The 18,590-nt window shown below is 73.8% G+C and carries 19 protein-coding genes; 5 read left to right on the top strand and 14 right to left on the bottom strand.

Annotated elements, in window-relative coordinates; all coding sequences use genetic code 11:
• Window positions 1-250: 250 nt before the first annotated feature.
• From ACIQFU_RS34445 to ACIQFU_RS34405, 9 genes are all read right to left on the bottom strand, one after another.
• Window positions 251-760 carry an amino-acid N-acetyltransferase gene (locus ACIQFU_RS34445; protein ID WP_402556927.1) on the bottom strand — a complete coding sequence of 170 codons (510 nt, stop codon included), beginning with the start codon at window positions 758-760 and terminating at the stop codon, window positions 251-253.
• A gap of 9 nt (window positions 761-769) precedes the next feature.
• A complete protein-coding gene (locus ACIQFU_RS34440) occupies window positions 770-1,168 on the bottom strand; it encodes a BlaI/MecI/CopY family transcriptional regulator (RefSeq protein WP_402556993.1) in 399 nt (132 codons plus the stop codon).
• A 142-nt stretch (window positions 1,169-1,310) separates the two neighbouring features.
• Window positions 1,311-1,490, bottom strand: a complete 180-nt coding sequence (locus ACIQFU_RS34435) for a hypothetical protein (protein ID WP_402556926.1) — start codon at window positions 1,488-1,490, stop codon at window positions 1,311-1,313.
• Between the two features lie 23 nt (window positions 1,491-1,513).
• Entirely contained in the window at window positions 1,514-2,137 is a 624-nt protein-coding gene (locus ACIQFU_RS34430; protein WP_402556991.1) for a hypothetical protein, read from the bottom strand.
• 483 nt (window positions 2,138-2,620) lie between these two features.
• On the bottom strand, window positions 2,621-3,418 hold the full coding sequence (locus ACIQFU_RS34425; protein WP_007452180.1) for a type III pantothenate kinase: 798 nt from the start codon (window positions 3,416-3,418) through the stop codon (window positions 2,621-2,623).
• Window positions 3,419-3,423: 5 nt separating this feature from the next.
• Window positions 3,424-4,422 carry a carboxylating nicotinate-nucleotide diphosphorylase gene (gene nadC / locus ACIQFU_RS34420; RefSeq protein WP_402556989.1) on the bottom strand — a complete coding sequence of 333 codons (999 nt, stop codon included), beginning with the start codon at window positions 4,420-4,422 and terminating at the stop codon, window positions 3,424-3,426.
• 5 nt (window positions 4,423-4,427) lie between these two features.
• The gene (locus ACIQFU_RS34415; protein WP_402556923.1) at window positions 4,428-6,161 is read right to left on the bottom strand and encodes an L-aspartate oxidase; all 1,734 of its coding nucleotides are present in this window, start codon (window positions 6,159-6,161) and stop codon (window positions 4,428-4,430) included.
• A complete protein-coding gene (gene panC / locus ACIQFU_RS34410; RefSeq protein WP_402556921.1) occupies window positions 6,158-7,168 on the bottom strand; it encodes a pantoate--beta-alanine ligase in 1,011 nt (336 codons plus the stop codon). The genes ACIQFU_RS34415 and panC overlap by 4 nt, the downstream gene beginning before the upstream one ends.
• Window positions 7,165-8,211 (bottom strand): Rossmann-like and DUF2520 domain-containing protein, encoded by a 1,047-nt coding sequence (locus tag ACIQFU_RS34405; protein WP_402556919.1) that lies wholly within the window; start codon window positions 8,209-8,211, stop codon window positions 7,165-7,167. Before ACIQFU_RS34405 ends, panC begins: the two co-directional genes overlap by 4 nt.
• A 201-nt stretch (window positions 8,212-8,412) precedes the next feature.
• On the opposite strand from ACIQFU_RS34405, the gene ACIQFU_RS34400 reads away from it, so the two are divergent.
• Window positions 8,413-9,585, top strand: coding sequence for a threonine aldolase family protein (locus ACIQFU_RS34400; protein WP_402556917.1), 1,173 nt, complete (start codon window positions 8,413-8,415; stop codon window positions 9,583-9,585).
• 34 nt (window positions 9,586-9,619) lie between these two features.
• Here the strand turns inward: ACIQFU_RS34400 and ACIQFU_RS34395 are convergent, their stop codons facing one another.
• Complete coding sequence (locus tag ACIQFU_RS34395) at window positions 9,620-9,835, bottom strand: hypothetical protein (RefSeq protein WP_402556915.1); 216 nt, start codon at window positions 9,833-9,835, stop codon at window positions 9,620-9,622.
• Window positions 9,836-9,999: 164 nt separating this feature from the next.
• Here ACIQFU_RS34395 and ACIQFU_RS34390 point away from each other — a divergent pair, with 164 nt between their 5' ends.
• The gene (locus ACIQFU_RS34390; protein WP_402556914.1) at window positions 10,000-11,106 is read left to right on the top strand and encodes a DUF5937 family protein; all 1,107 of its coding nucleotides are present in this window, start codon (window positions 10,000-10,002) and stop codon (window positions 11,104-11,106) included.
• Between the two features lie 30 nt (window positions 11,107-11,136).
• On the opposite strand, the gene ACIQFU_RS34385 is transcribed toward ACIQFU_RS34390, so the two are convergent.
• From ACIQFU_RS34385 to ACIQFU_RS34375, 3 genes are all read right to left on the bottom strand, one after another.
• Window positions 11,137-11,769, bottom strand: coding sequence for an AAA family ATPase (locus ACIQFU_RS34385; protein WP_402556912.1), 633 nt, complete (start codon window positions 11,767-11,769; stop codon window positions 11,137-11,139).
• Window positions 11,770-11,808: 39 nt separating this feature from the next.
• Window positions 11,809-12,483, bottom strand: a complete 675-nt coding sequence (locus ACIQFU_RS34380; RefSeq protein WP_402556910.1) for a response regulator — start codon at window positions 12,481-12,483, stop codon at window positions 11,809-11,811.
• A 91-nt stretch (window positions 12,484-12,574) separates the two neighbouring features.
• The gene (locus ACIQFU_RS34375) at window positions 12,575-13,780 is read right to left on the bottom strand and encodes a sensor histidine kinase (RefSeq protein ID WP_402556909.1); all 1,206 of its coding nucleotides are present in this window, start codon (window positions 13,778-13,780) and stop codon (window positions 12,575-12,577) included.
• 128 nt (window positions 13,781-13,908) lie between these two features.
• Here ACIQFU_RS34375 and ACIQFU_RS34370 point away from each other — a divergent pair, with 128 nt between their 5' ends.
• The gene (locus ACIQFU_RS34370; RefSeq protein WP_402556908.1) at window positions 13,909-15,006 is read left to right on the top strand and encodes an SAM-dependent methyltransferase; all 1,098 of its coding nucleotides are present in this window, start codon (window positions 13,909-13,911) and stop codon (window positions 15,004-15,006) included.
• Here the strand turns inward: ACIQFU_RS34370 and ACIQFU_RS34365 are convergent.
• On the bottom strand, window positions 14,971-16,122 hold the full coding sequence (locus tag ACIQFU_RS34365; RefSeq protein ID WP_402556906.1) for an NADH-quinone oxidoreductase subunit D: 1,152 nt from the start codon (window positions 16,120-16,122) through the stop codon (window positions 14,971-14,973). The genes ACIQFU_RS34370 and ACIQFU_RS34365 overlap by 36 nt on opposite strands.
• A gap of 31 nt (window positions 16,123-16,153) precedes the next feature.
• On the opposite strand from ACIQFU_RS34365, the gene ACIQFU_RS34360 reads away from it, so the two are divergent.
• On the top strand, window positions 16,154-16,711 hold the full coding sequence (locus ACIQFU_RS34360) for a PH domain-containing protein (protein ID WP_402556904.1): 558 nt from the start codon (window positions 16,154-16,156) through the stop codon (window positions 16,709-16,711).
• A 569-nt stretch (window positions 16,712-17,280) separates the two neighbouring features.
• A complete protein-coding gene (locus tag ACIQFU_RS34355; protein WP_402556988.1) occupies window positions 17,281-18,555 on the top strand; it encodes a PH domain-containing protein in 1,275 nt (424 codons plus the stop codon).
• Window positions 18,556-18,590 lie beyond the last annotated feature (35 nt).

Genomic DNA, 18,590 nt, shown 5'->3' with positions numbered 1-18,590 from the left:
GATTTCCTTTCATCGATAACTTGAGGGCCGGGGGTCTGCCGGCGTCCGCCGTATCGCCGTCCCTTGTTATATGCAGTACTGCAGTACGCCGGAAAGCAAACCGCTTTTGCCGGAAAAACACAAACCCCCGGCGGAGACCGGTAGCCCGACTCCGGGCCGGAAACATGCGCGTATCGGACATAGGGAACCCATGAAGGGCACCTCGGTGGAATAAACCTCGAAGGACCCCGGGCCCGGCACTGCCCGGCCATCACAGATGCAGAAGCATCCGGCTGTTGCCCAAGGTGTTCGGTTTCACTCGTTCGAGACCGAGGAACTCCGCAACGCCCTCGTCATAGGAACGCAGCAGCTCCGCGTAGACATCCGTGTCGACCGGGGTCTCCCCGATCTCCACGAAGCCGTGCTTGCTGAAGAAGTCCACTTCGAAGGTGAGACAGAAAACGCGGCGAACGCCCAGCCGACGTGCTGTGTCCAGCAACTTCTCCAGCAGCTTGTGACCGACGCCGGCGCCCTTCAGACCGGGCTTCACCGCGAGAGTCCGCACTTCCGCGAGGTCTTCCCACATCACGTGCAGGGCACCGCAGCCGACCACCTCGGCGTTGTCGTCCCGTTCCGCGACCCAGAACTCCTGGATGCTCTCGTAAAGCGTCACCATCGCTTTGTCGAGCAGGATACGGTCACGGACGTACGCGTCGAGCAGCCGGCGTACGTCCGGGACATCCCTGGTGCGGGCCCGCCGGACGCTGATGGCAATTGGCATGTGGGGACGCTATCGCTCGCCGCCGTCCGGTACCGCGCCGGGTCCCGGCGCGGGGGTTTCCGGTCCCTGCACGATGCGGATGGCGTCTTGGAGGGCCCGGCGCTGTTCCTCGCTCATCATGCCGAAGAAGGCGACGAGGGCGGCGGCGGGGTTGTCGCTCTGGGACCAGGCGTCGTTCATGAGGGCGGCGGCGTAGGCGGCGCGAGTGGAGACCGCCTCATATCGATAGGCCCGGCCTTCGGACTCGCGGCGCACCCAGCCCTTCTGATGGAGATTGTCCAAAACGGTCATCACGGTGGTGTACGCGATGGACCGTTCCTGTTGCAGGTCTTCCAGGACTTCTCGAACGGTCACGGGGCGGTTCCACTTCCACACCCTCGTCATGACCGCGTCTTCGAGTTCTCCCAATGGGCGAGGCACGCTTCGAACGATAGTGGGAGATGGGGACGATCGCGTGCCGGACGTGCGCGTTCGCAGGCGAACGTGCGCAAAAGAGGCGTACGGCTCCGCGGGAAAGAGCGCGGGAGCCGTACGCGCGTCGGTGCGTCGGTCAGGCTTCGGGGTGCGGGGACGCCTGCCGGGCGCCCTCCGCCCGCGCGAGGGCGGCGTCGACGACCGCGTCCTCCTTGGCCTTGTTGGCGCCGCCCTGGGTCTTCACGATCACGCGGATCAAGCCGATGAAGAAGACGGCCATGACGACCGGGGGCAGGAGCGCGGAGACGTAGTCCATGGGACCAGGGTAGCCAGGCGCCGTCAGCCGGCGGCGAGGTGGTGCCGGGAGCCGGGGGCGGGCGGGGCCGGCGGGGCGGGCTTGCGGCGCGGGAAGACCTCGCCGGGGGTGGGGACGGGGCGCTTGGGGGTGGCCGGGGCGGGGCGTGGGGCCGGCTTCGGGGCGGGCTTCTGGGCGGGCTTCTGGGCGGGGTCGCCGCCGGATCGGCGGCCGCCGGGGACCGCGTGGAGGCGGGTGCGCGCGGCGGGGAGCGTGACCGTGGCCGTGACGGCCGCCGTGACGGCCGCCGTGATGGACGCCGTGATGGACGCCGTGGGGCCGCAGCGGGCCAGGAGCGCGGCCGCGGCGGGGTTGCCGCGCAGGGCCCCCAGAGCGGCGAGGTCGTCCGCGCCGGGACGGTGGCCCGCGTCCAGCGCCTCGTCCAGGAGCGCGAGATAGCCGGTGGCGGTGCCGGGGAGGGCGGCGCGGTACCGGGCGAGGTCGGCCAACAGGAAGGCGCGCAGCCTGGCCCCCTCCCGCATCGCCTCGTCGAGCGACTCTGCGAGGTGGAGGCAGTCCTGGGCCTCCTGGGCCGAGACCGGGCTGGGGTTCAGGGCGAGGGCGAGGGCTCGCCGGAGCACACGCAGCTCCTGAGCACCGAACGCCATGCCGCCGCGGGGTCCGTAGGGCGTGGGCATGCGGCGACGATACGCGCTAATCAGACAAACTCGGCATAGGGGGCACGGGTGTGGCGCGCTCCTCCACCCGGATGCCGGTGCCTCCGGCGGTGGTGCGAAGTGCCTGCGGCGCCTGTGCGGGTTCGGTGGGGGTGCGCGTGGCGCCCTCGGGTCCGGTGGCGGGTCGGGGTCGGGCCGGGCGGTGTCCGTTCTCGGAACGGCGCGGAATCGGTCACTTGAAGAGGCTCGGCGCGTTGACGCGCCGACCGCCGCGGGCGGACACCCCCGTGCCGCCGCGTCGCCGCAGGCAGCCGCCCTGCCGCCCTGCCGCCGTCGCCGCGGGCAGTCGTGCCTCCCCCAGAGGGGGTGCCCCCATGGCGGCACGGGTGGGCGCAGCGGCACCCCGCAACGCCGGGCCGCACACCCCACCCCGCGCCCGCACCCACGCCGGGTGCCGATGCCGCGCCGGACCACCTACATGCGGGACACGTTCCGCTCGTACACCAGCCGCAGCCCCATGAGCGTCAGCCACGGCTCGTGCTCGTCGATGACGGAGGACTCCCCCAGCACCATCGGCGCAAGACCGCCCGTCGCGATGACCGTCACGTCGTCCGGGTCGTCGGCCAGCTCCCGCGCCATGCGGTTGACCACCCCGTCGACCTGCCCCGCGAAGCCGTACACGATGCCCGACTGCATCGCCTCGACCGTGTTCTTGCCGATCACGCTCCGCGGCCGGGCCACCTCGATCTTGCGGAGCTGCGCGCCCTTGACGCCCAGCGCCTCGACCGAGATCTCGATGCCGGGCGCGATGACCCCGCCGATGTACTCCCCGCGCGCGCTGACCGCGTCGAACGTCGTCGCCGTACCGAAGTCCACGACGATCGCCGGGCCGCCGTACAGCTCGACCGCGGCGACCGCGTTGATGATGCGGTCGGCGCCGACCTCCTTGGGGTGGTCGGTGAGGATCGGGACGCCGGTCTTGACGCCCGGTTCGACCAGGACCGCGGGGACGTCGCCGTAGTAGCGGCGGGTGACCTCGCGCAGTTCGTGCAGGACCGAGGGGACGGTCGCGCAGATGGCGATGCCGTCGATGCCGTCGCCCAGTTCCTCGCCGAGCAGCGGGTGCATCCCCATCAGGCCCTGGAGGAGGACCGCCAGCTCGTCCGCCGTGCGGCGCGAGTCCGTGGAGATGCGCCAGTGCTCGACGATGTCCTCGCCGTCGAAGAGACCCAGGACGGTGTGCGTGTTGCCTACGTCGATCGTCAGCAGCATGGGTTCTACTCCGCCGCTCGCAGGTCCAGGCCGACGTCCAGGATCGGGGAGCTGTGGGTGAGCGCGCCCACGGCCAGGTAGTCGACGCCGGTGTCGGCGTACGCCTTGGCGCCCGCCAGGGTGAGGCGGCCCGATGCCTCCAGCGCGGCGCGGCCGGCGACCAGTGCCACCGCCTCCTCGCACTCCTCGGGCGTGAAGTTGTCCAGCAGGATCAGGTCGGCGCCCGCGTCCACGACCTCGCGCAGCTGGTGCAGGGTGTCGACCTCGACCTCGATGGGCACGTCCGGGAAGCGTTCGCGCACGGCGTTGAAGGCCTCGGCCACGCCGCCCGCGGCGACCACGTGGTTGTCCTTGACCAGGGCCGCGTCCGAGAGGGACATGCGGTGGTTGACGCCGCTGCCGCAACGGACCGCGAACTTCTCCAGGCTGCGCAGGCCCGGCGTCGTCTTGCGGGTGTCGCGGACCTTGGTCTTCGTGCCGTCCAGGGCGTCCGCCCACGCGCGCGTGGCCGTCGCGATGCCCGACATGCGGCACAAAAGGTTCAGCGCGCTGCGTTCGGCGGTGAGGATGTCGCGGGTGCGGGTGGTCACGGAGAGGAGCTTCTGACCCGCCTCCACGCGGTCGCCGTCCTCCACGTGGCGGTCCACCTCGAACTCGTCCGTGCAGACGATCGACAGCACCGCCTCGGCGACCCTGAGGCCCGCCACGACGCCCGCCTCGCGGGCGGTGAAGTCGGCCGTGGCCACGGCGTCCTCGGGGATGGTCGCGACGGTCGTCACGTCCACGCCGCCCGCCAGGTCCTCCTGGATGGCGACGTTCGCGATGTCCTCGACCTCGACGGGGTCGAGGCCGGAGTCCAGCAGGAGTGCCGCGAGCGCCGGGTCGAGGCCGCACTCCATGTAGGCGTCTTCTTCGTTGTCCGCGTTGTCCGCGCCGCAGGCACAGCCGTCGCCGCAGCCTCCGCCGGAGGCGAGGGGGAGTTCGGTGGGGTCGGAGGGGTTCACTGCTGTCACTGCTCCTGGGGACGGTGCGTCGGCTGGGCGCCGTGGACGGTCGGGGGGAATTCTGGCGTGTCCGTGGTGTGCACGGCGAGGGTGCGGTCCGGGTTCAGGCGTACGACGACGTGGCGGCGCCACGCCGTGTCGTCGCGCTCGGCGTGGTCCTCGCGCCAGTGGCAGCCGCGGGTCTCCTCGCGCAGGGTCGCGGCGGCGGCCAGGACGCGGGCCACGCACAGGAGGTTGGTGGCCTCCCAGGTGTCGACGCCCGGCTCGGCCGTCTTGCCGTTCTCGTGCAGGGCCTCGCGGGCCTCGGCGTGCAGGCCCCGCAGCCGGTCGGCAGCCCGCGTGAGGGAGTCCGCCGAGCGCAGGACTCCGGCGCCCTCCGTCATGATCCGCTGGATGGTGAGGCGGGCCTCGGGAGGCAGGAGGGGGTGCCGCGGGTGGTCCGGGTGCGGGAGGGGGGCCGGTACGCGCGCGTGGAGGGTGCCGGCCGTGTGGCCCGCCGCTATGTCGGCCGCGATGCGTTCGGCGTAGACCAGGCCCTCGAGGAGCGAGTTGGAGGCCAGGCGGTTGGCGCCGTGCACGCCGGTGCAGGCGACCTCGCCGCAGGCGTACAGACCGGGGACCGTCGTACGGCCGCGCGGGTCGGTGCGGACGCCGCCCGAGGCGTAGTGGGCGGCCGGGGCGACCGGGATCGGCTCGGTGACCGGGTCGATGCCGTGGGCGCGGCAGGCGGCGAGGATCGTGGGGAAGCGGTGCTCCCACATGTCGGCGCCGAAGTGGCGGGCGTCCAGGTACATGTGCCGGGCGCCCCGCTCCTGCATGCGGCGCGTGATGGCCTTGGCGACGATGTCGCGGGGGGCGAGTTCCGCCAGTTCGTGCTGTCCGAGCATGAAGCGCACGCCGTCCGCGTCCACCAGGTGGGCGCCCTCGCCGCGCACCGCCTCGGAGACCAGGGGCTGTTGGCCCTCGGCGTCCGGACCCAGGAAGAGGACGGTGGGGTGGAACTGCACGAACTCCAGGTCGCTCACCTCGGCGCCCGCGCGCAGGGCGAGGGCCACTCCGTCGCCCGTGGAGACGGACGGGTTCGTCGTGGCCGAGAAGACCTGGCCCATGCCACCGGTGGCGAGGACCACCGCGGGGGCGTGGACGGCCCCCACGCCGTCGTGCTGGCCCTCGCCCATGACGTGCAGGGTGACGCCCGCCGTGCGGCCCTCGGCGTCCGTGAGGAGGTCCAGGACGAGCGCGTTCTCGACGGTGCGCAGCCCACGCGCGCGTACCGCCTCGACCAGGGCGCGGGAGATCTCGGCACCCGTGGCGTCGCCGCCCGCGTGGGCGATGCGGCGGCGGTGGTGGCCGCCCTCGCGGGTGAGGGCCAGGCCGCCCTCGGTGGACTCGTCGAAGTGCGCGCCGGTCGCGATGAGCCGGCGTACGGCGTCGGGGCCCTCGGTGACCAGGGTGCGGACGGCTTCCTCGTCGCACAGGCCGACGCCGGCCACCAGGGTGTCGTCGAGGTGCTGCTCGGGGGTGTCGCCCTCGCCGAGGGCCGCGGCGATGCCGCCCTGCGCCCAGCGGGTGGAGCCGTCGTCGAGGCGGGCCTTGGTGACGACGACCGTCGTCAGGCCGGCCGCCTCGCAGCGCAGGGCCGCGGTGAGGCCCGCGACGCCGGAGCCGACGACCACCACGTCCGCGGCGACGGCCCAGCCGGGCTCGGGGGCGTGCAGTCGTATGCCTGTGCTGGTCACGAGGCGGCTCCGAGGGATCCGAAGGTGAGGTGGACGTTGTCGATCAGGCGGGTCGCGCCGACCCGGGCGGCGACGGCGAGGACGGCCGCGCCGGTGTGGTCGTCGCCGATCTCGGTGAAGTCGGACGGGTCGACCAGGGCGAGGTAGTCCAGCTCCAGCGGCGGGGTGGCCCGGGAAGCGTCGTCCAGGACCAGGCGGGCGGCTTCCCGGACGGCAGCGGCGCTGCCGGGGGCGGAGGTGGCGACGGCGTGGGCGTCGGCCGCCGCGCGGGACTCGCCCAGGGCGCCCAGCGCCTCGGCCCGTGCCCGGGTCGCGGGTACTTCGCGGGCCCGCGCGCAGAGCGCCTCCTGGGCGGCGTGCCGGTCCTGGCCGGCGAAGAGCGCCTGCGAGAGCGCGAGGGCGGTGCGGCGCTCCGCCGTCGAGAGGTAGCGGTTGCGGCTGGACAGGGCCAGGCCGTCCTCCTCGCGCACGGTGGGGACGCCGACGATCTCCACGCCGAAGTTCAGGTCGCGGACCATGCGGCGGATCAGCGCGAGTTGCTGGGCGTCCTTCTGGCCGTAGAGGGCGAGGTCGGGGCGGGTGAGGTGGAGCAGCTTGCCGACGACGGTGAGCATGCCGTCGAAGTGGCCGGGGCGGGAGGCGCCCTCCAGGCGTTCGCCCATGGGACCGGCGGTGATGCGCACCTGGGGTTCGCCGCCGGGGTAGACCTCGTCGGCGCCAGGGGCGAAGACGGCGTCGGCGCCCGCCCGGCCGGCGATCTCCAGATCGGCGTCCAGGGTGCGCGGATAGCGGTCGAGGTCCTCGCCGGCGCCGAACTGGAGCGGGTTGACGAAGACGGTGACGACGACCTCGCCGTCCGGTCCGGCGAGGTCGCGCGCCGTGCGGATCAGGGTGGCGTGGCCCTCGTGCAGGGCGCCCATGGTCATCACGACGGCCCGGCGGCCGTGCCGCACGCGCGCGTGCAGCTCGCCTGCGGTGCGCAGCAGGGCGGGCGGGGTGGTGGTCATCGGGTCCCTCCGTCGGTGCCGTCGGTGCCGTCAGTGCCCTCGGGGCCGTCGCCGCCGTCGTTTCCGCCGGGGGTGTCGGGGCCGGGGTCTCCGTCGGGGCCGGTGGCTCCCGGGCGTCCCGGGCTTCGGGGGGCTGTCGTGGCTTCCTCTGCGAGCACCCCGAGCAGGTCCTCGGCGAGCTCGGCCTTCAGCAGACCGTGGTCCAGGGCGCGGTCGGCGGTCGCGCGGGCCATCGCCAGGTAGCCGGTGACGGCCTGGGGGGCGTGTTCGCGCAGCTCCGTGATGTGCGCGGCGACCGTGCCCGCGTCCCCGCGCGCCACGGGGCCGGTGAGGGCGGCGTCGCCGGAGCGCAGGGCGTTGTCGAGGGAGGCGCCGAGGAGCGGGCCGAGCATCCGGTCGGGGGCCGCCACACCGGCCGTGCGCAGCAGCTCCATGGACTGGGCGACCAGGGTGATCAGGTGGTTGGAGCCCAGGGCGAGCGCCGCGTGGTACAGCGGGCGCCGGTCCTCGGCGATCCACTCCGGTTCGCCGCCCATCTCGATGACCAGGGCCTCGGCGGCCAGCCGCAGTTCCTCGGGCGCGGTGACGCCGAAGGAGCAGCCGGCCAGGCGCTGGACGTCCACCGGGGTGCCGGTGAAGGTCATCGCGGGATGCAGGGCCAGCGGCAGGGCGCCGGCGCGCAGCGCGGGGTCCAGGACCCGTGCGCCGTACCGCCCGGAGGTGTGCACCAGCAGCTGGCCCGGACGCACCGCACCGGTCTCGGCGAGCCCGGTCACCAGGCCGGGCAGCGCGTCGTCGGGGACCGTCAGCAGGACCAGCTCCGCGTGTCCCAGGACCTCGGCGGGCGTCATGAGCGGCACGTCGGGGAGGAGGGCGGCGGCACGCCTCCTGGAGGCGTCGGAAACGCCGGAGACGGCCACCGGGCGGTGCCCGGCGAGCTGGAGGGACGCGGCCAGCGCGGGGCCCACCCGTCCGGCGCCGACAACGCCTACGGTGAGCCGCGCGGGGCGGTCCCTGGGGTCTGGCTGTGGGGTTGTGTTCACGCGACGGCGGCCTTCCCGTTCCAGTCCGCTCGGGGTACCGGACGATTTCTCGTCATGTTAACGCGATCGGTCCGGGCGGCGTCCGGTTGTCCACAGGCTGTGGGTTTCCGCGCGGGGACGGAGCACGCACCGCGCGCGCGTGTCCGAACCTGTGGAGAAACCCGGGTGCCCGGGGCGTGGCCCGCGCGCCATGATCCCCGTATGAGTGACACGGCAGAGCAGTCAGAAGCGGCCGAACCGACGGAATCCGGGGAACAGCGGCAGCAGCGACGCGTGGCCGCCCTTCGCGGCGCACGGCGCGTACTCGCCCGCCCGGGCTTCATCACGACCCTGCGGGAGCGCATCGCCCTGCTGGACGGGGCCGAGGAGCTGTACGACCTCGACGAACCCGCCGACATGTACGGCAACGGCGTCGTCGAGGCGCTGGAGGAGAAGACCGCCGCCCTGCTCGGCACCGAGGCCGCCGCCTTCTTCCCGACCGGCACCATGGCCCAGCAGGTGGCCCTGCGCTGCTGGACGGGCCGCACCGGCAACCCGGTCGTCGCCCTGCACGGGCTCGGCCACCCCGAGCTGCACGAGCGCGACGCCTTCAGCCGGGTGAGCGGGCTGCGCCCGGTACGGCTGACCGACGCTCCCCGGCCGCCGGCCGCCGACGAGGTGCGCGGCTTCGACGAGCCGTTCGGGGCGCTGATGCTGGAGCTGCCGCTCAGGGAGGCCGGTTACCTGCTGCCCACCTGGGAGGAGCTCACCGAGGTCGTCGAGGCCGCCCGGGAGCGCGACGCGGTGGTGCACTTCGACGGGGCCCGGCTGTGGGAGTGCAGTACCCACTTCGGCCGCCCCCTGGCCGAGATCGCGGGCCTGGCGGACAGCGTGTACGTCTCGTTCTACAAGTCCCTCAAGGGCTACGGCGGTGCCGCCCTGGCCGGCCCCCGGACGCTGGTCGAGGAGGCGAAGGCCTGGCGGCACCGGTACGGCGGCCAGGTTTTCCAGCAGTTCCCCACGGCGCTGTCCGCCCTGGCCGGCCTGGAGCGCGAGCTGCCCCGGCTGCCCGAGTACGTGACCCACGCGCGCGTGGTGGCCGCCGCGCTGCGCGAGGGCCTCGCGGCGGCCGGACTGCCGTGGGCGCGGGTGCATCCCGAGGTGCCGCACACGCACGAGTTCCAGGTCTGGCTGCCCTGCGACCCCGACACCGCGGGTGAGGCCGCGCTCCGGCAGGCCGAGGAGACGGGGACGATGCTGTTCTCCCGTCCCTGGGACGCGGCCGGCCCCGGGATCGCCCTCACCGAGGTCGGAGTGGACGGGTCGGGCCTGGAGTGGACGGCCGACGACGTGCGGACGGCGGTCGCCGACTTCGCGGCCCGGCTGAAGCTCTGACGGCCGAGGGGCCCGTCGGTCGTACGCCGGGGGGTCAGCCCAGGGCGCGCGGCCACAGGGACCACCAGCGGCGCAGGGCCCGCCGTACGCGGCCGTGCGCGGGGCGGCCCGCGAGCACGGCCCGGAACCGCCGTCGGTCGCGCCACTCGCGCACGACCCGCCGGTCGTGGGTGCCGGGCGCGGGCGGCGCGGGCTCGCCGAGCTGCCCGGCACGGTAGGTGTCGAGGAGGTACTGCTGCGTGATGCTCATACGGGATCACCCTCGTCGTGGAGACGGGAACGTGGGGAGAGAACGGGCTCCGCGGCTGCCCCGGTGGTCCCAGACTGCTCCAAGCCGCACCCCGCGGTCGCGCCGATTGACGACGGCGGTCAATCGGCGGCGGCGTTGTCGGTGGCGGCGTGCACCATGGGGACATGAGCGTGCGCATCGACATCACGGGGCTGCGGCCGGAGAGGATCGCCGTCGTGCCCTCCCCGCTGGCCGAGCTGGGCATGGCGCTGCACGCGCTGTCCGAGCCGGGGCACCACCCGGGGCTGCAGGGCTGGGCGACGGGCGTGACCGCCCGGCTCGACTCGCACCTGGCCGACCGGATGTGCGAGGCCGACTTCCTGTGGCGGACGACCTTCTCGGACCTGTTCATGCCGTTCGCCGGGGTGCCGGGCCGCAGCACCCTGCCCGGCGCCACCCTCGACGACGACCTGGACCTGCTCGACAAGCTGTCCGACGAGCAGTTCGTCGACGCGGCCCTGGAGTTCACCTGCGCGCTGCCGTACAGCACGGGCGGGGACTCGGCGCTCGACGACCCGGAGGTGCGCCGGCGCGCGCTGGACCTGGCCGCCGCGCGGGGGCCGCGGCAGCTGCGCTTCAGTGAGCGGCTGCTGGCCGATCCGCCGCGGATCCGGGGCTGGCTGCGGCAGTTCGCTCGGGACTGCGACGAGGCGTTCTTCGCCGAGACCTGGTCCCGGGTGCGCCACCAGCTCGCCGCGGACGCCCGTCACAAGACGGACCTGCTGCGCCGCAAGGGCCTCGCGGAGGCGCTCGCCGCCGTGTCCACGGCGCTGACGCTGGACGAGGACGCCGCCCGTATCACCGTCGACAAGCTGGGCGACGGCCGTTCCGCGACCTCGGACGGCGGCCTGCTGCTGGTCCCGACCAGCCTGGGCCGGCCGCACCTGATGGTCCTGCACCGGCACGGCTGGCAGCCGGTGCTGCACTACCCGGTCGGCTCCCCGGAGCTGGCCGCACCGCCCTCGGTCGAGCAGCTCACGATGCGGATGACCGCGCTGTCCCACCCCGTGCGCATGCGGATCTGCCGGTATCTGGCCCGCAGCGCGTACACCACGGGCGAGCTGGCGCAGGTGCACGGCATGACCGCCCCCGAGATATCCCGCCACCTGGGCGTGCTGAAGAAGGCGGGCCTCATCACCACCCGGCGGCGCGGCCGTTACGTCCTGCACCAGCTGGACGTCACGGTGGTGGCCCGGCTGGGCAGCGACTTCCTGGAGGGGATACTGCGCTAGAGGGTGCCCGGACGGGCGGGGCGCGGCCGGTCAGTCGAACCGGATGTGCCGGATCCCGACCCCCGCCTGCCGCATCCGGGTGCGCAGCCTGCCCTCGCGGTTGGGCTCCAGGGTGAGTCCCGCGAGGACGGCGATGCGGTCGGCGGTCTTCGGGACGGTCGTGTGGTCCGTCCACAGATGCTCGGCGAACTCCGGCTCGGCCAGCCGCTCCAGGCAGTGGTCGAGCTGCCGCACGGCCCAGCTCTCCCGGCGCGGCCCGGCGCCCTTGCCGGACACGCGCCGCAGGACGTGCCCGAGTCCGCGCTCGCGCAGCCGCCGCAGGACGGTCTCGCGTTCGGCGAGGAGCGTGAAGTGGTGCACGTCGTGGCCCAGTTCGCGCAGTCGGCCGACGGTCTCGGCGAAGTACCCGGAGTCGGTGACCGTCATGGGCGCGACGACGACGCCGTCGTGCTCGGTGAGGGCCAGGTCCAGCACCTCCACGACCCCCTGCCGCCAGGACACCAGGTCCTGGAAGTCGTCCCGCAGCTCGGGCGGCAGCATGCGGCGCAGGCCGAATCCTGCGTACTCGGGGTCGCAGACGACGCTGCCGGGGAGCCGGCGCCGTATCTCGTGCGCGGTCTGTGTTTTTCCGCCCCCGAAGGGGCCGTTGATCCACAGGAGCATGCGCAGACCCTACCGACGCGGAGCCCCCGGCGGGGCCCGTCAGCCCTGTCCGCCGCCCGCCCGCACCAGCCCGGTCTCGTAGGCCAGGACCACCACCTGCACGCGGTCGCGCAGGCCCAGCTTGGTCAGGATGCGGCCCACGTGCGTCTTCACGGTCGCCTCCGACAGCACGAGCCGCGCCGCGATCTCGCCGTTGGACATGCCCTGTGCCACCAGGACCATCACCTCGCGCTCCCGCTCGGTGAGCCGCTGGAGCTCCTTCTGCCGGGGCTCCGGGCCGGTGGCCGGCAGCATCGGCGCGAACCGGTCCAGGAGACGCCGGGTGGTGGAGGGGGCGACCACGGCGTCGCCGCTGTGCACGGAGCGGATCGCGGCGAGCAGCTCGCCGGGCGGCACGTCCTTGAGCATGAAGCCGGAGGCGCCCGCCTTGAGCGCCGAGAACGCGTACTCGTCGAGGTCGAAGGTGGTCAGGATCAGCACCTTCGGAGCGTTCGGGTCCACGCAGATCCGGCTGGTGGTCTCCACGCCGTCGAGCTTGGGCATGCGGACGTCCATCAGCACGACGTCCACGGCGGTCGAGCGGAGCACCTGGAGGGCCTCGACGCCGTCGCCCGCCTCCGCGACGACCTCCATGTCCGGCTGGGCCGCCAGCACCATCCGGAACCCGGTGCGCAGCAGCACCTGGTCGTCGACGAGCATCACGCGGATCGCCATCGGGCCTCTTCTTCCTTCGCCTTGCAGGTGTCGTGCCCGCAGTGTCGTGCCTTACAGGTGTCAACGCCGTACGTGCGTACGGGCGCGGTGCTCAGTGCGCGGGCTTCAGCGGCAGCAGTGCGCTGATGCGGAATCCTCCGCCCGGGCGCGGGCCCGCGTCCAGGGTTCCGCCGACCATGCCGATCCGCTCGCGCATGCCGATCAGGCCGTGGCCCTGGCCGTCGAAGCCGCCCTCCTCGTACAGCTCGTGCGGGGCGCCCTTGCCGTCGTCCTCGATCAGGAGCCCGAGGCCGTCGTCGAAGTAGACCAGGCGCACGCTCGCGCCCGCGTTCTCCCCGCCGTGCTTGCGGGTGTTGGTGAGCGCCTCCTGCACGATGCGGTACGCGGTCAGCTCCACGCCGCTGGGCAGCTGCCTGGGGGTGCCCTCGACCTTGAAGTCGACGGGCAGCCCGGAGGTGCGGCACTGCTCGACGAGGTCCTCGATCTGCTGGACGTCGGGCTGCGGGACGTACTCCCCGGCCTCCTTGTGCTCGCCGGTGCGCAGCACGCCCAGCAGGCGGCGCATCTCCGCGAGTGCCTGCCGGCCGGTGGAGGAGATGGTCTCCAGGGCCTTCTTCGCCTGGTCGGGCGCCGCGTCCAGGACGTAGGCGGCGCCGTCGGCCTGCACCACCATGACGGAGACGTTGTGCGCGACGACGTCGTGCAGCTCGCGCGCGATCCGGGCGCGTTCGGCGGCGACCGCGACCTTGGCCTGTGCCTCGCGCTCCTTCTCCAGCCGGGTCGCCCGCTCCTCCAGCTGCGCGAAGTAGGCGCGCCGGGTGCGGATGGAGTCGCCGAGCACCCAGGCGAGGAGGAAGGGGACCGCCTGGAAGACCGTCACGGCGATGGTGGTCCCCATGCCCAGTTCGTTGTCGGACCAGCGCAGCTGGGCGAGGGGCGCCGCGCACAGGCCGGTGGCCAGCGCGGTGCGGGAGGCCCAGCGGGCGCCGGTCGCCGCCACGGTGTAGATGATCACCAGGAAGGCGAAGTCGGGCGGCATCGTCGACACGTCGAGCGCCAGCTGCCCCACGCCGAGCGCGACGGCGAGCAGCAGCATCCGCTCCGGCATCCGCTGCCGCAGTGCGATCACGACACCGAGCAGCACCACGAAGGGCAGGATCAGCACCAGGCTGTCCGTCCCGTCCGCCCGCGTCCCCGGATTCGTCACGGAGACGACGGAGATTCCGAGCACGACGAGGGCCCAGAAGGAGTCGACTCCGGTCGGGTGTCTGCGGAGGAAATCGTAGAGGCGCTGCACGTAACCCAGCGTAGGGAAGAGGAATAGGTGCAGGGGTCAACCGAAGGGCCGATCCGCGTCCCCCGCGCATACTCCGCAAGGTGGAGGCTCCGATCTTCTGTGCGCCTCCGTGGCCCTAGCCTGGGCCCGTGACACCAGGGACGGCAGGGTTCAGAGGGGCAGCGGAGACGGGTGGGGAGTGGCGGGGCTGGCGGCAGGCCGCCCAGGACGCCCTCTACGGGCCCGAGGGGTTCTACCGCACCGGTCCCGGGGGGCCGGCCGGGCACTTCCGGACGTCCGTGCACGCCTCGCCGCTGTTCGCGGGAGCCGTGGCACGGCTGCTGTGCCGGGTCGACGAGGCCCTGGGCCGGCCCGATCCGCTGGACTTCGTGGACATGGCGGCCGGACGGGGCGAGCTGGCCGCCGGGGTGCTGGCGGCCCTGCCCGCCGCCGTGGCGGCCCGCACGCGCGCGTACGCCGTCGAGGTCGCCGCCCGGCCCGAAGGTCTCGACCGGCGGGTGCGGTGGCTCGCGGAGCCGCCCGTCGGCGTCACCGGGCTGCTGTTCGCCAACGAGTGGCTGGACAACGTGCCGGTGGAGGTGGCGGAGGTGGACGCCGAGGGTGTGGCGCGCCGCGTGCTCGTGCGCGGCGACGGGGCCGAGCGGCTCGGGGAGCCGGTGGCCGGGGCGGAGGCCGAGTGGCTGGCCCGGTGGTGGCCGCTGACCGGCGAGGAGGGGCTGCGGGCGGAGATCGGGCTCCCCCGCGACGAGGCCTGGGCGACCGCCGTGGCGGCCCTGGACGGCGGGGGCGGCGGGCTCGCGGTGGCCGCCGACTACGCGCACTCGACGGCCGGCCGCCCGCCGTTCGGGACGCTCACGGGCTTCCGGGAGGGTCGGGAGACGGAGCCGGTGCCCGACGGGTCGTGCGACATCACCGCGCATGTGGCGCTGGACGCGTGCGCGGCCGCCCACACCGCGAGGTGCGCTCCGGAGCACGCGCCCCCGGATGCGCTTCTGCGCCCCCAGCGCGAGGTCCTGCGCGCGCTGGGGATCACCGGAGCACGCCCTCCGCTCACGCTGGCCTCCGCCGACCCCGCGGCGTACGTACGTGCACTCGCGGGCGCCTCCCAGGCCGCCGAGCTGACCGCGCCGGGCGGCCTGGGCGACTTCGTGTGGCTGCTCCAGCCGGTGGGGGCCCTGGACGCCGCCGCGCTACTTGTCGATGTCGCCGACCACGAAGAACAGTGAGCCCAGGATCGCCACCATGTCCGAGACCAGCGTCCCGGGCAGCAGGTCCGCGAGCGCCTGGATGTTGTTGTAGGACGCCGAGCGCAGCTTCAGCCGGTACGGGGTCTTCTCGCCCTTGCTGACCAGGTAGTAGCCGTTGATGCCGAGCGGGTTCTCGGTCCAGGCGTACGTGTGGCCCTCGGGCGCCTTCAGCACCTTCGGGAGCCGCTGGTTGACCGGCCCGGGCGCCAGCTCGGCCAGGCGGTCCAGGCAGGCGTCCGCGAGGTCGAGGGCGTTGTGCGTCTGCTCCAGGAGGACCTCGAAGCGGGCCAGGCAGTCCCCGTCGGTCCGGGTGACGACCTTCAGCGTGTCCTGGAGTTCGCCGTAGGCGAGGTAGGGCTCGTCGCGGCGCAGGTCGAAGTCGACGCCGGAGGCACGGGCGATCGGCCCGCTGACGCCGTAGGAGTGCACCGCCTGTGCGGACAGGGCGCCCACGCCCCGCGTACGACCCCGGAAGATCTCGTTGCCGAGCACCAGGTCGTCGAAGACGTCCATGCGCGGGCGCACGGCGGCGACGGCGGCACGCGCGCGCGTGGTCCAGCCCGCCGGAAGGTCCTCCTTGAGGCCGCCGACGCGGTTGAACATGTAGTGCATGCGCCCGCCGGAGACCTCCTCCATCACGTTCTGGAGGACCTCCCGCTCCCGGAAGGCGTAGAACACCGGGGTGATGCCGCCCAGCTCCAGCGGGTAGGACCCGAGGAACATCAGGTGGTTGAGCACCCGGTTCAGCTCGGCGAGCAGCGTCCGCGTCCACACCGCGCGCGTGGGGACCTCCATGCCGAGCATCCGCTCGACGGCGAGGACCACGCCCAGCTCGTTGGAGAACGCCGACAGCCAGTCGTGCCGGTTGGCGAGCATGATGATCTGACGGTAGTCACGGGCCTCGAACAGCTTCTCCGCGCCGCGGTGCATGTAGCCGATCACCGGCTCGGCACTCGTGATGCGCTCGCCGTCCAGGACCAGCTTCAGCCGCAGCACGCCGTGGGTGGACGGATGCTGGGGGCCGATGTTGAGCACCATGTCGGTGCTCTCCGCGGCACCGCCGATACCGACCGTGGTCTCCGTCGTAGGAGTCATGAACACAGTCTCCCCTACGTACGCTGGCCCCATGGAGACGGGGAGCCCGGACGACACGGGCAAGGCGGGAACGACGGAGGCGGCGGCTCCGGCAGGGGCGGCGGGCCCGGCGGGCCCGCCGCGCGAGGAGCCGGTGTGGACCGGCCTGCCGCCGGGACTGCTGCACATGCGGCGGCTGTTGCTGGTGGTGTGGCTGGGCCTGCTGACGCTCGCCGCGGGCCTGCTGCCCGCGCTGTTCCTGGACCCCTTCTGGGCCGCCCTGGCGTTTCTGCCGCTGGCCCTGCTGGTCTGGGGCTGGGTGCTGCTGGAGCGCAACTGGCGCTCGTGGCGGTACGCCGAGCGCGCCGACGACCTGCTGATCAGCCGGGGCGTGCTGTGGCGGGAGGAGACCGTCGTCCCGTACGGGCGCATGCAGCTGGTCGAGGTCACCTCCGGGCCGGTGGAGCGGCACTTCGGCCTGGCCAGCGTGCAGCTGCACACGGCCGCCGCCGCGACCGACGCCACCATCCCCGGTCTCGACCCGGCCGAGGCGGAACGCCTGCGCGACCGCCTCACCGAGCTGGGCGAGGCCCGATCGGCGGGACTGTGAGCGGGCCCGGGCCCGAGAAGGCCACAGCCGGGGACGGCACGACGGGGCATGCGGACGGCGGCGGCACACCCCCGGACCCGGCACGCGCCGCAAGCGGACCGGCGGGCAGCACAAGCGCACCGGGAGACGGCTCCGGCGCACCGACGGACCCGACAGACGCCGCAGGCGGGTCGGCAGACGGCACGAGCGCAACGAAGGGCGCCGCAAGCAGACCGGCAGACGGCTCCAGCGCACCGACGGAGTCGGCAGGCGCTGCCGGGAGCGGGCACGAGGCGGCCGGGAGGTCGGGCCACGACACGGCCGGGAGACCGGAGAACGACGCCGCCCGGACGCCGGAACACGCGACGGGTTCGGCCGCTCGTACGCCTGGCCCCGGGCCCGGGGCCACCGGCTCCGACCGTGACGCCTCCGGCGCGGGCATCCGCCAGGCGGTGGGCACGGGGGACCGTGCGAGGGGGCGCCCGGACCGCGTGCCCGGGACCGGTCCCGGCCCCGGCAACACCGCTGCCCCCGGGACCGGCACGACCGCCGACGCGTCCCCGCCCGCCCAGGAAGTCGTCGAGCGCCGCCTGCACCCGGTCACGCCACTGCGGCGGGCCTGGGCGCCCGTCGCCGTGCTCGTCGGCTGGGCCGTGCACGATCCCGACCAGGCGCAGCGCCAGCTGACCCGGCTCACCACCACCCACCTGCTGATCGGCCTGGCCGTGCTGATCCCGGCCGCCGCCCTGTACGGCTTCCTCACCTGGTGGGTCACCCACTACGCGGTGACCGACACCGAGCTGCGGATCCGCACCGGACTGCTGTTCCGCCGCACCGCCCACATCCGCCTCGAACGCATCCAGGCCATCGACGTCACCCAGCCCCTGCTGGCCCGGGTCGCGGGGGTCGCCAAGCTCAAGCTCGACGTCATAGGCACCGGCAAGAAGGACGAACTGGCCTTCCTGGGCGCCGGCGAGGCCCGTGCCCTGCGGGCCGAGCTGCTCGCGCGCGCGGCGGGTTTCGCGCCCGAGACCGCGCACGAGGTCGGCGAGGCCCCCGCGCGGCAGCTGCTGCGGGTGCCGCCCGGCGTCCTCGCCGTCTCGCTGGTGCTGACCGGCGCGACCTGGGGCACGCTGCTCGCCGCCGCCGTCGTACCGACGCTGCTGTGGCTGGCCACCCACAACCTGTGGACGGTGCTGGCGACCGCCGTACCGCTGGTGGGCGCCGCGGGCGCGAACAGTGTGGGCCGGTTCGTCGGGGACTACGACTGGACGGTGGCCGAGTCCCCGGACGGGCTCCGCATCGACCACGGCCTGCTGGACCGCGCCCACGAGACGGTACCGCCGGGCCGCGTCCAGACCGTGCGCGTCGTGGAGCCGCTGCTGTGGCGGCGCCGCGGCTGGGTGCGGGTGGAGCTGGACGTGGCCGGGTCGTCGAACTCCGTCCTGCTGCCGGTCGCCCCGCGCGAGATCGCCGAGTCGGTCGTCGCGCGGGTGCTGCCCGGGGTGGCCGTGCCCACGGGAGCGGAGCTGACCCGCCCGCCGCGGCGCGCGGCGCGGTGCAGGCCGGTGTGGTGGCGCGGCCACGGGATCACCGTCACCGACGCGGTGTTCGCCGCCCGGCACGGGCTGCTGCGCCGCAGCCTCGCGCTCGTGCCGCACGCCAAGGTCCAGAGCGTCCGTCTGACCCAGGGGCCCTGGCGGCGTGCGCTGCGGCTGGCCGACGTAACGGTGGACACGGGGGCGAACAAGACCGTGACCGCACGGCTGCGCGACGCCGACGAGGCGGCCCGGCTGCTGCGGAGCCAGGCGGAACGCTCCAGGACCGGCCGCCGGGACGCCCCGCCGGACCGCTGGATGGCCTGAGACCCGCAAGCCCCGCCGGGCACCCGCGGCTTTCG

It is taken from the genome of Streptomyces sp. NPDC093065 (assembly GCF_044754585.1).
Classification (GTDB): Bacteria; Actinomycetota; Actinomycetes; order Streptomycetales; family Streptomycetaceae; genus Streptomyces.
The sequence above is the reverse complement of the archived record's forward strand: the minus strand, read 5'-3'. Positions and strand labels throughout refer to the sequence as shown.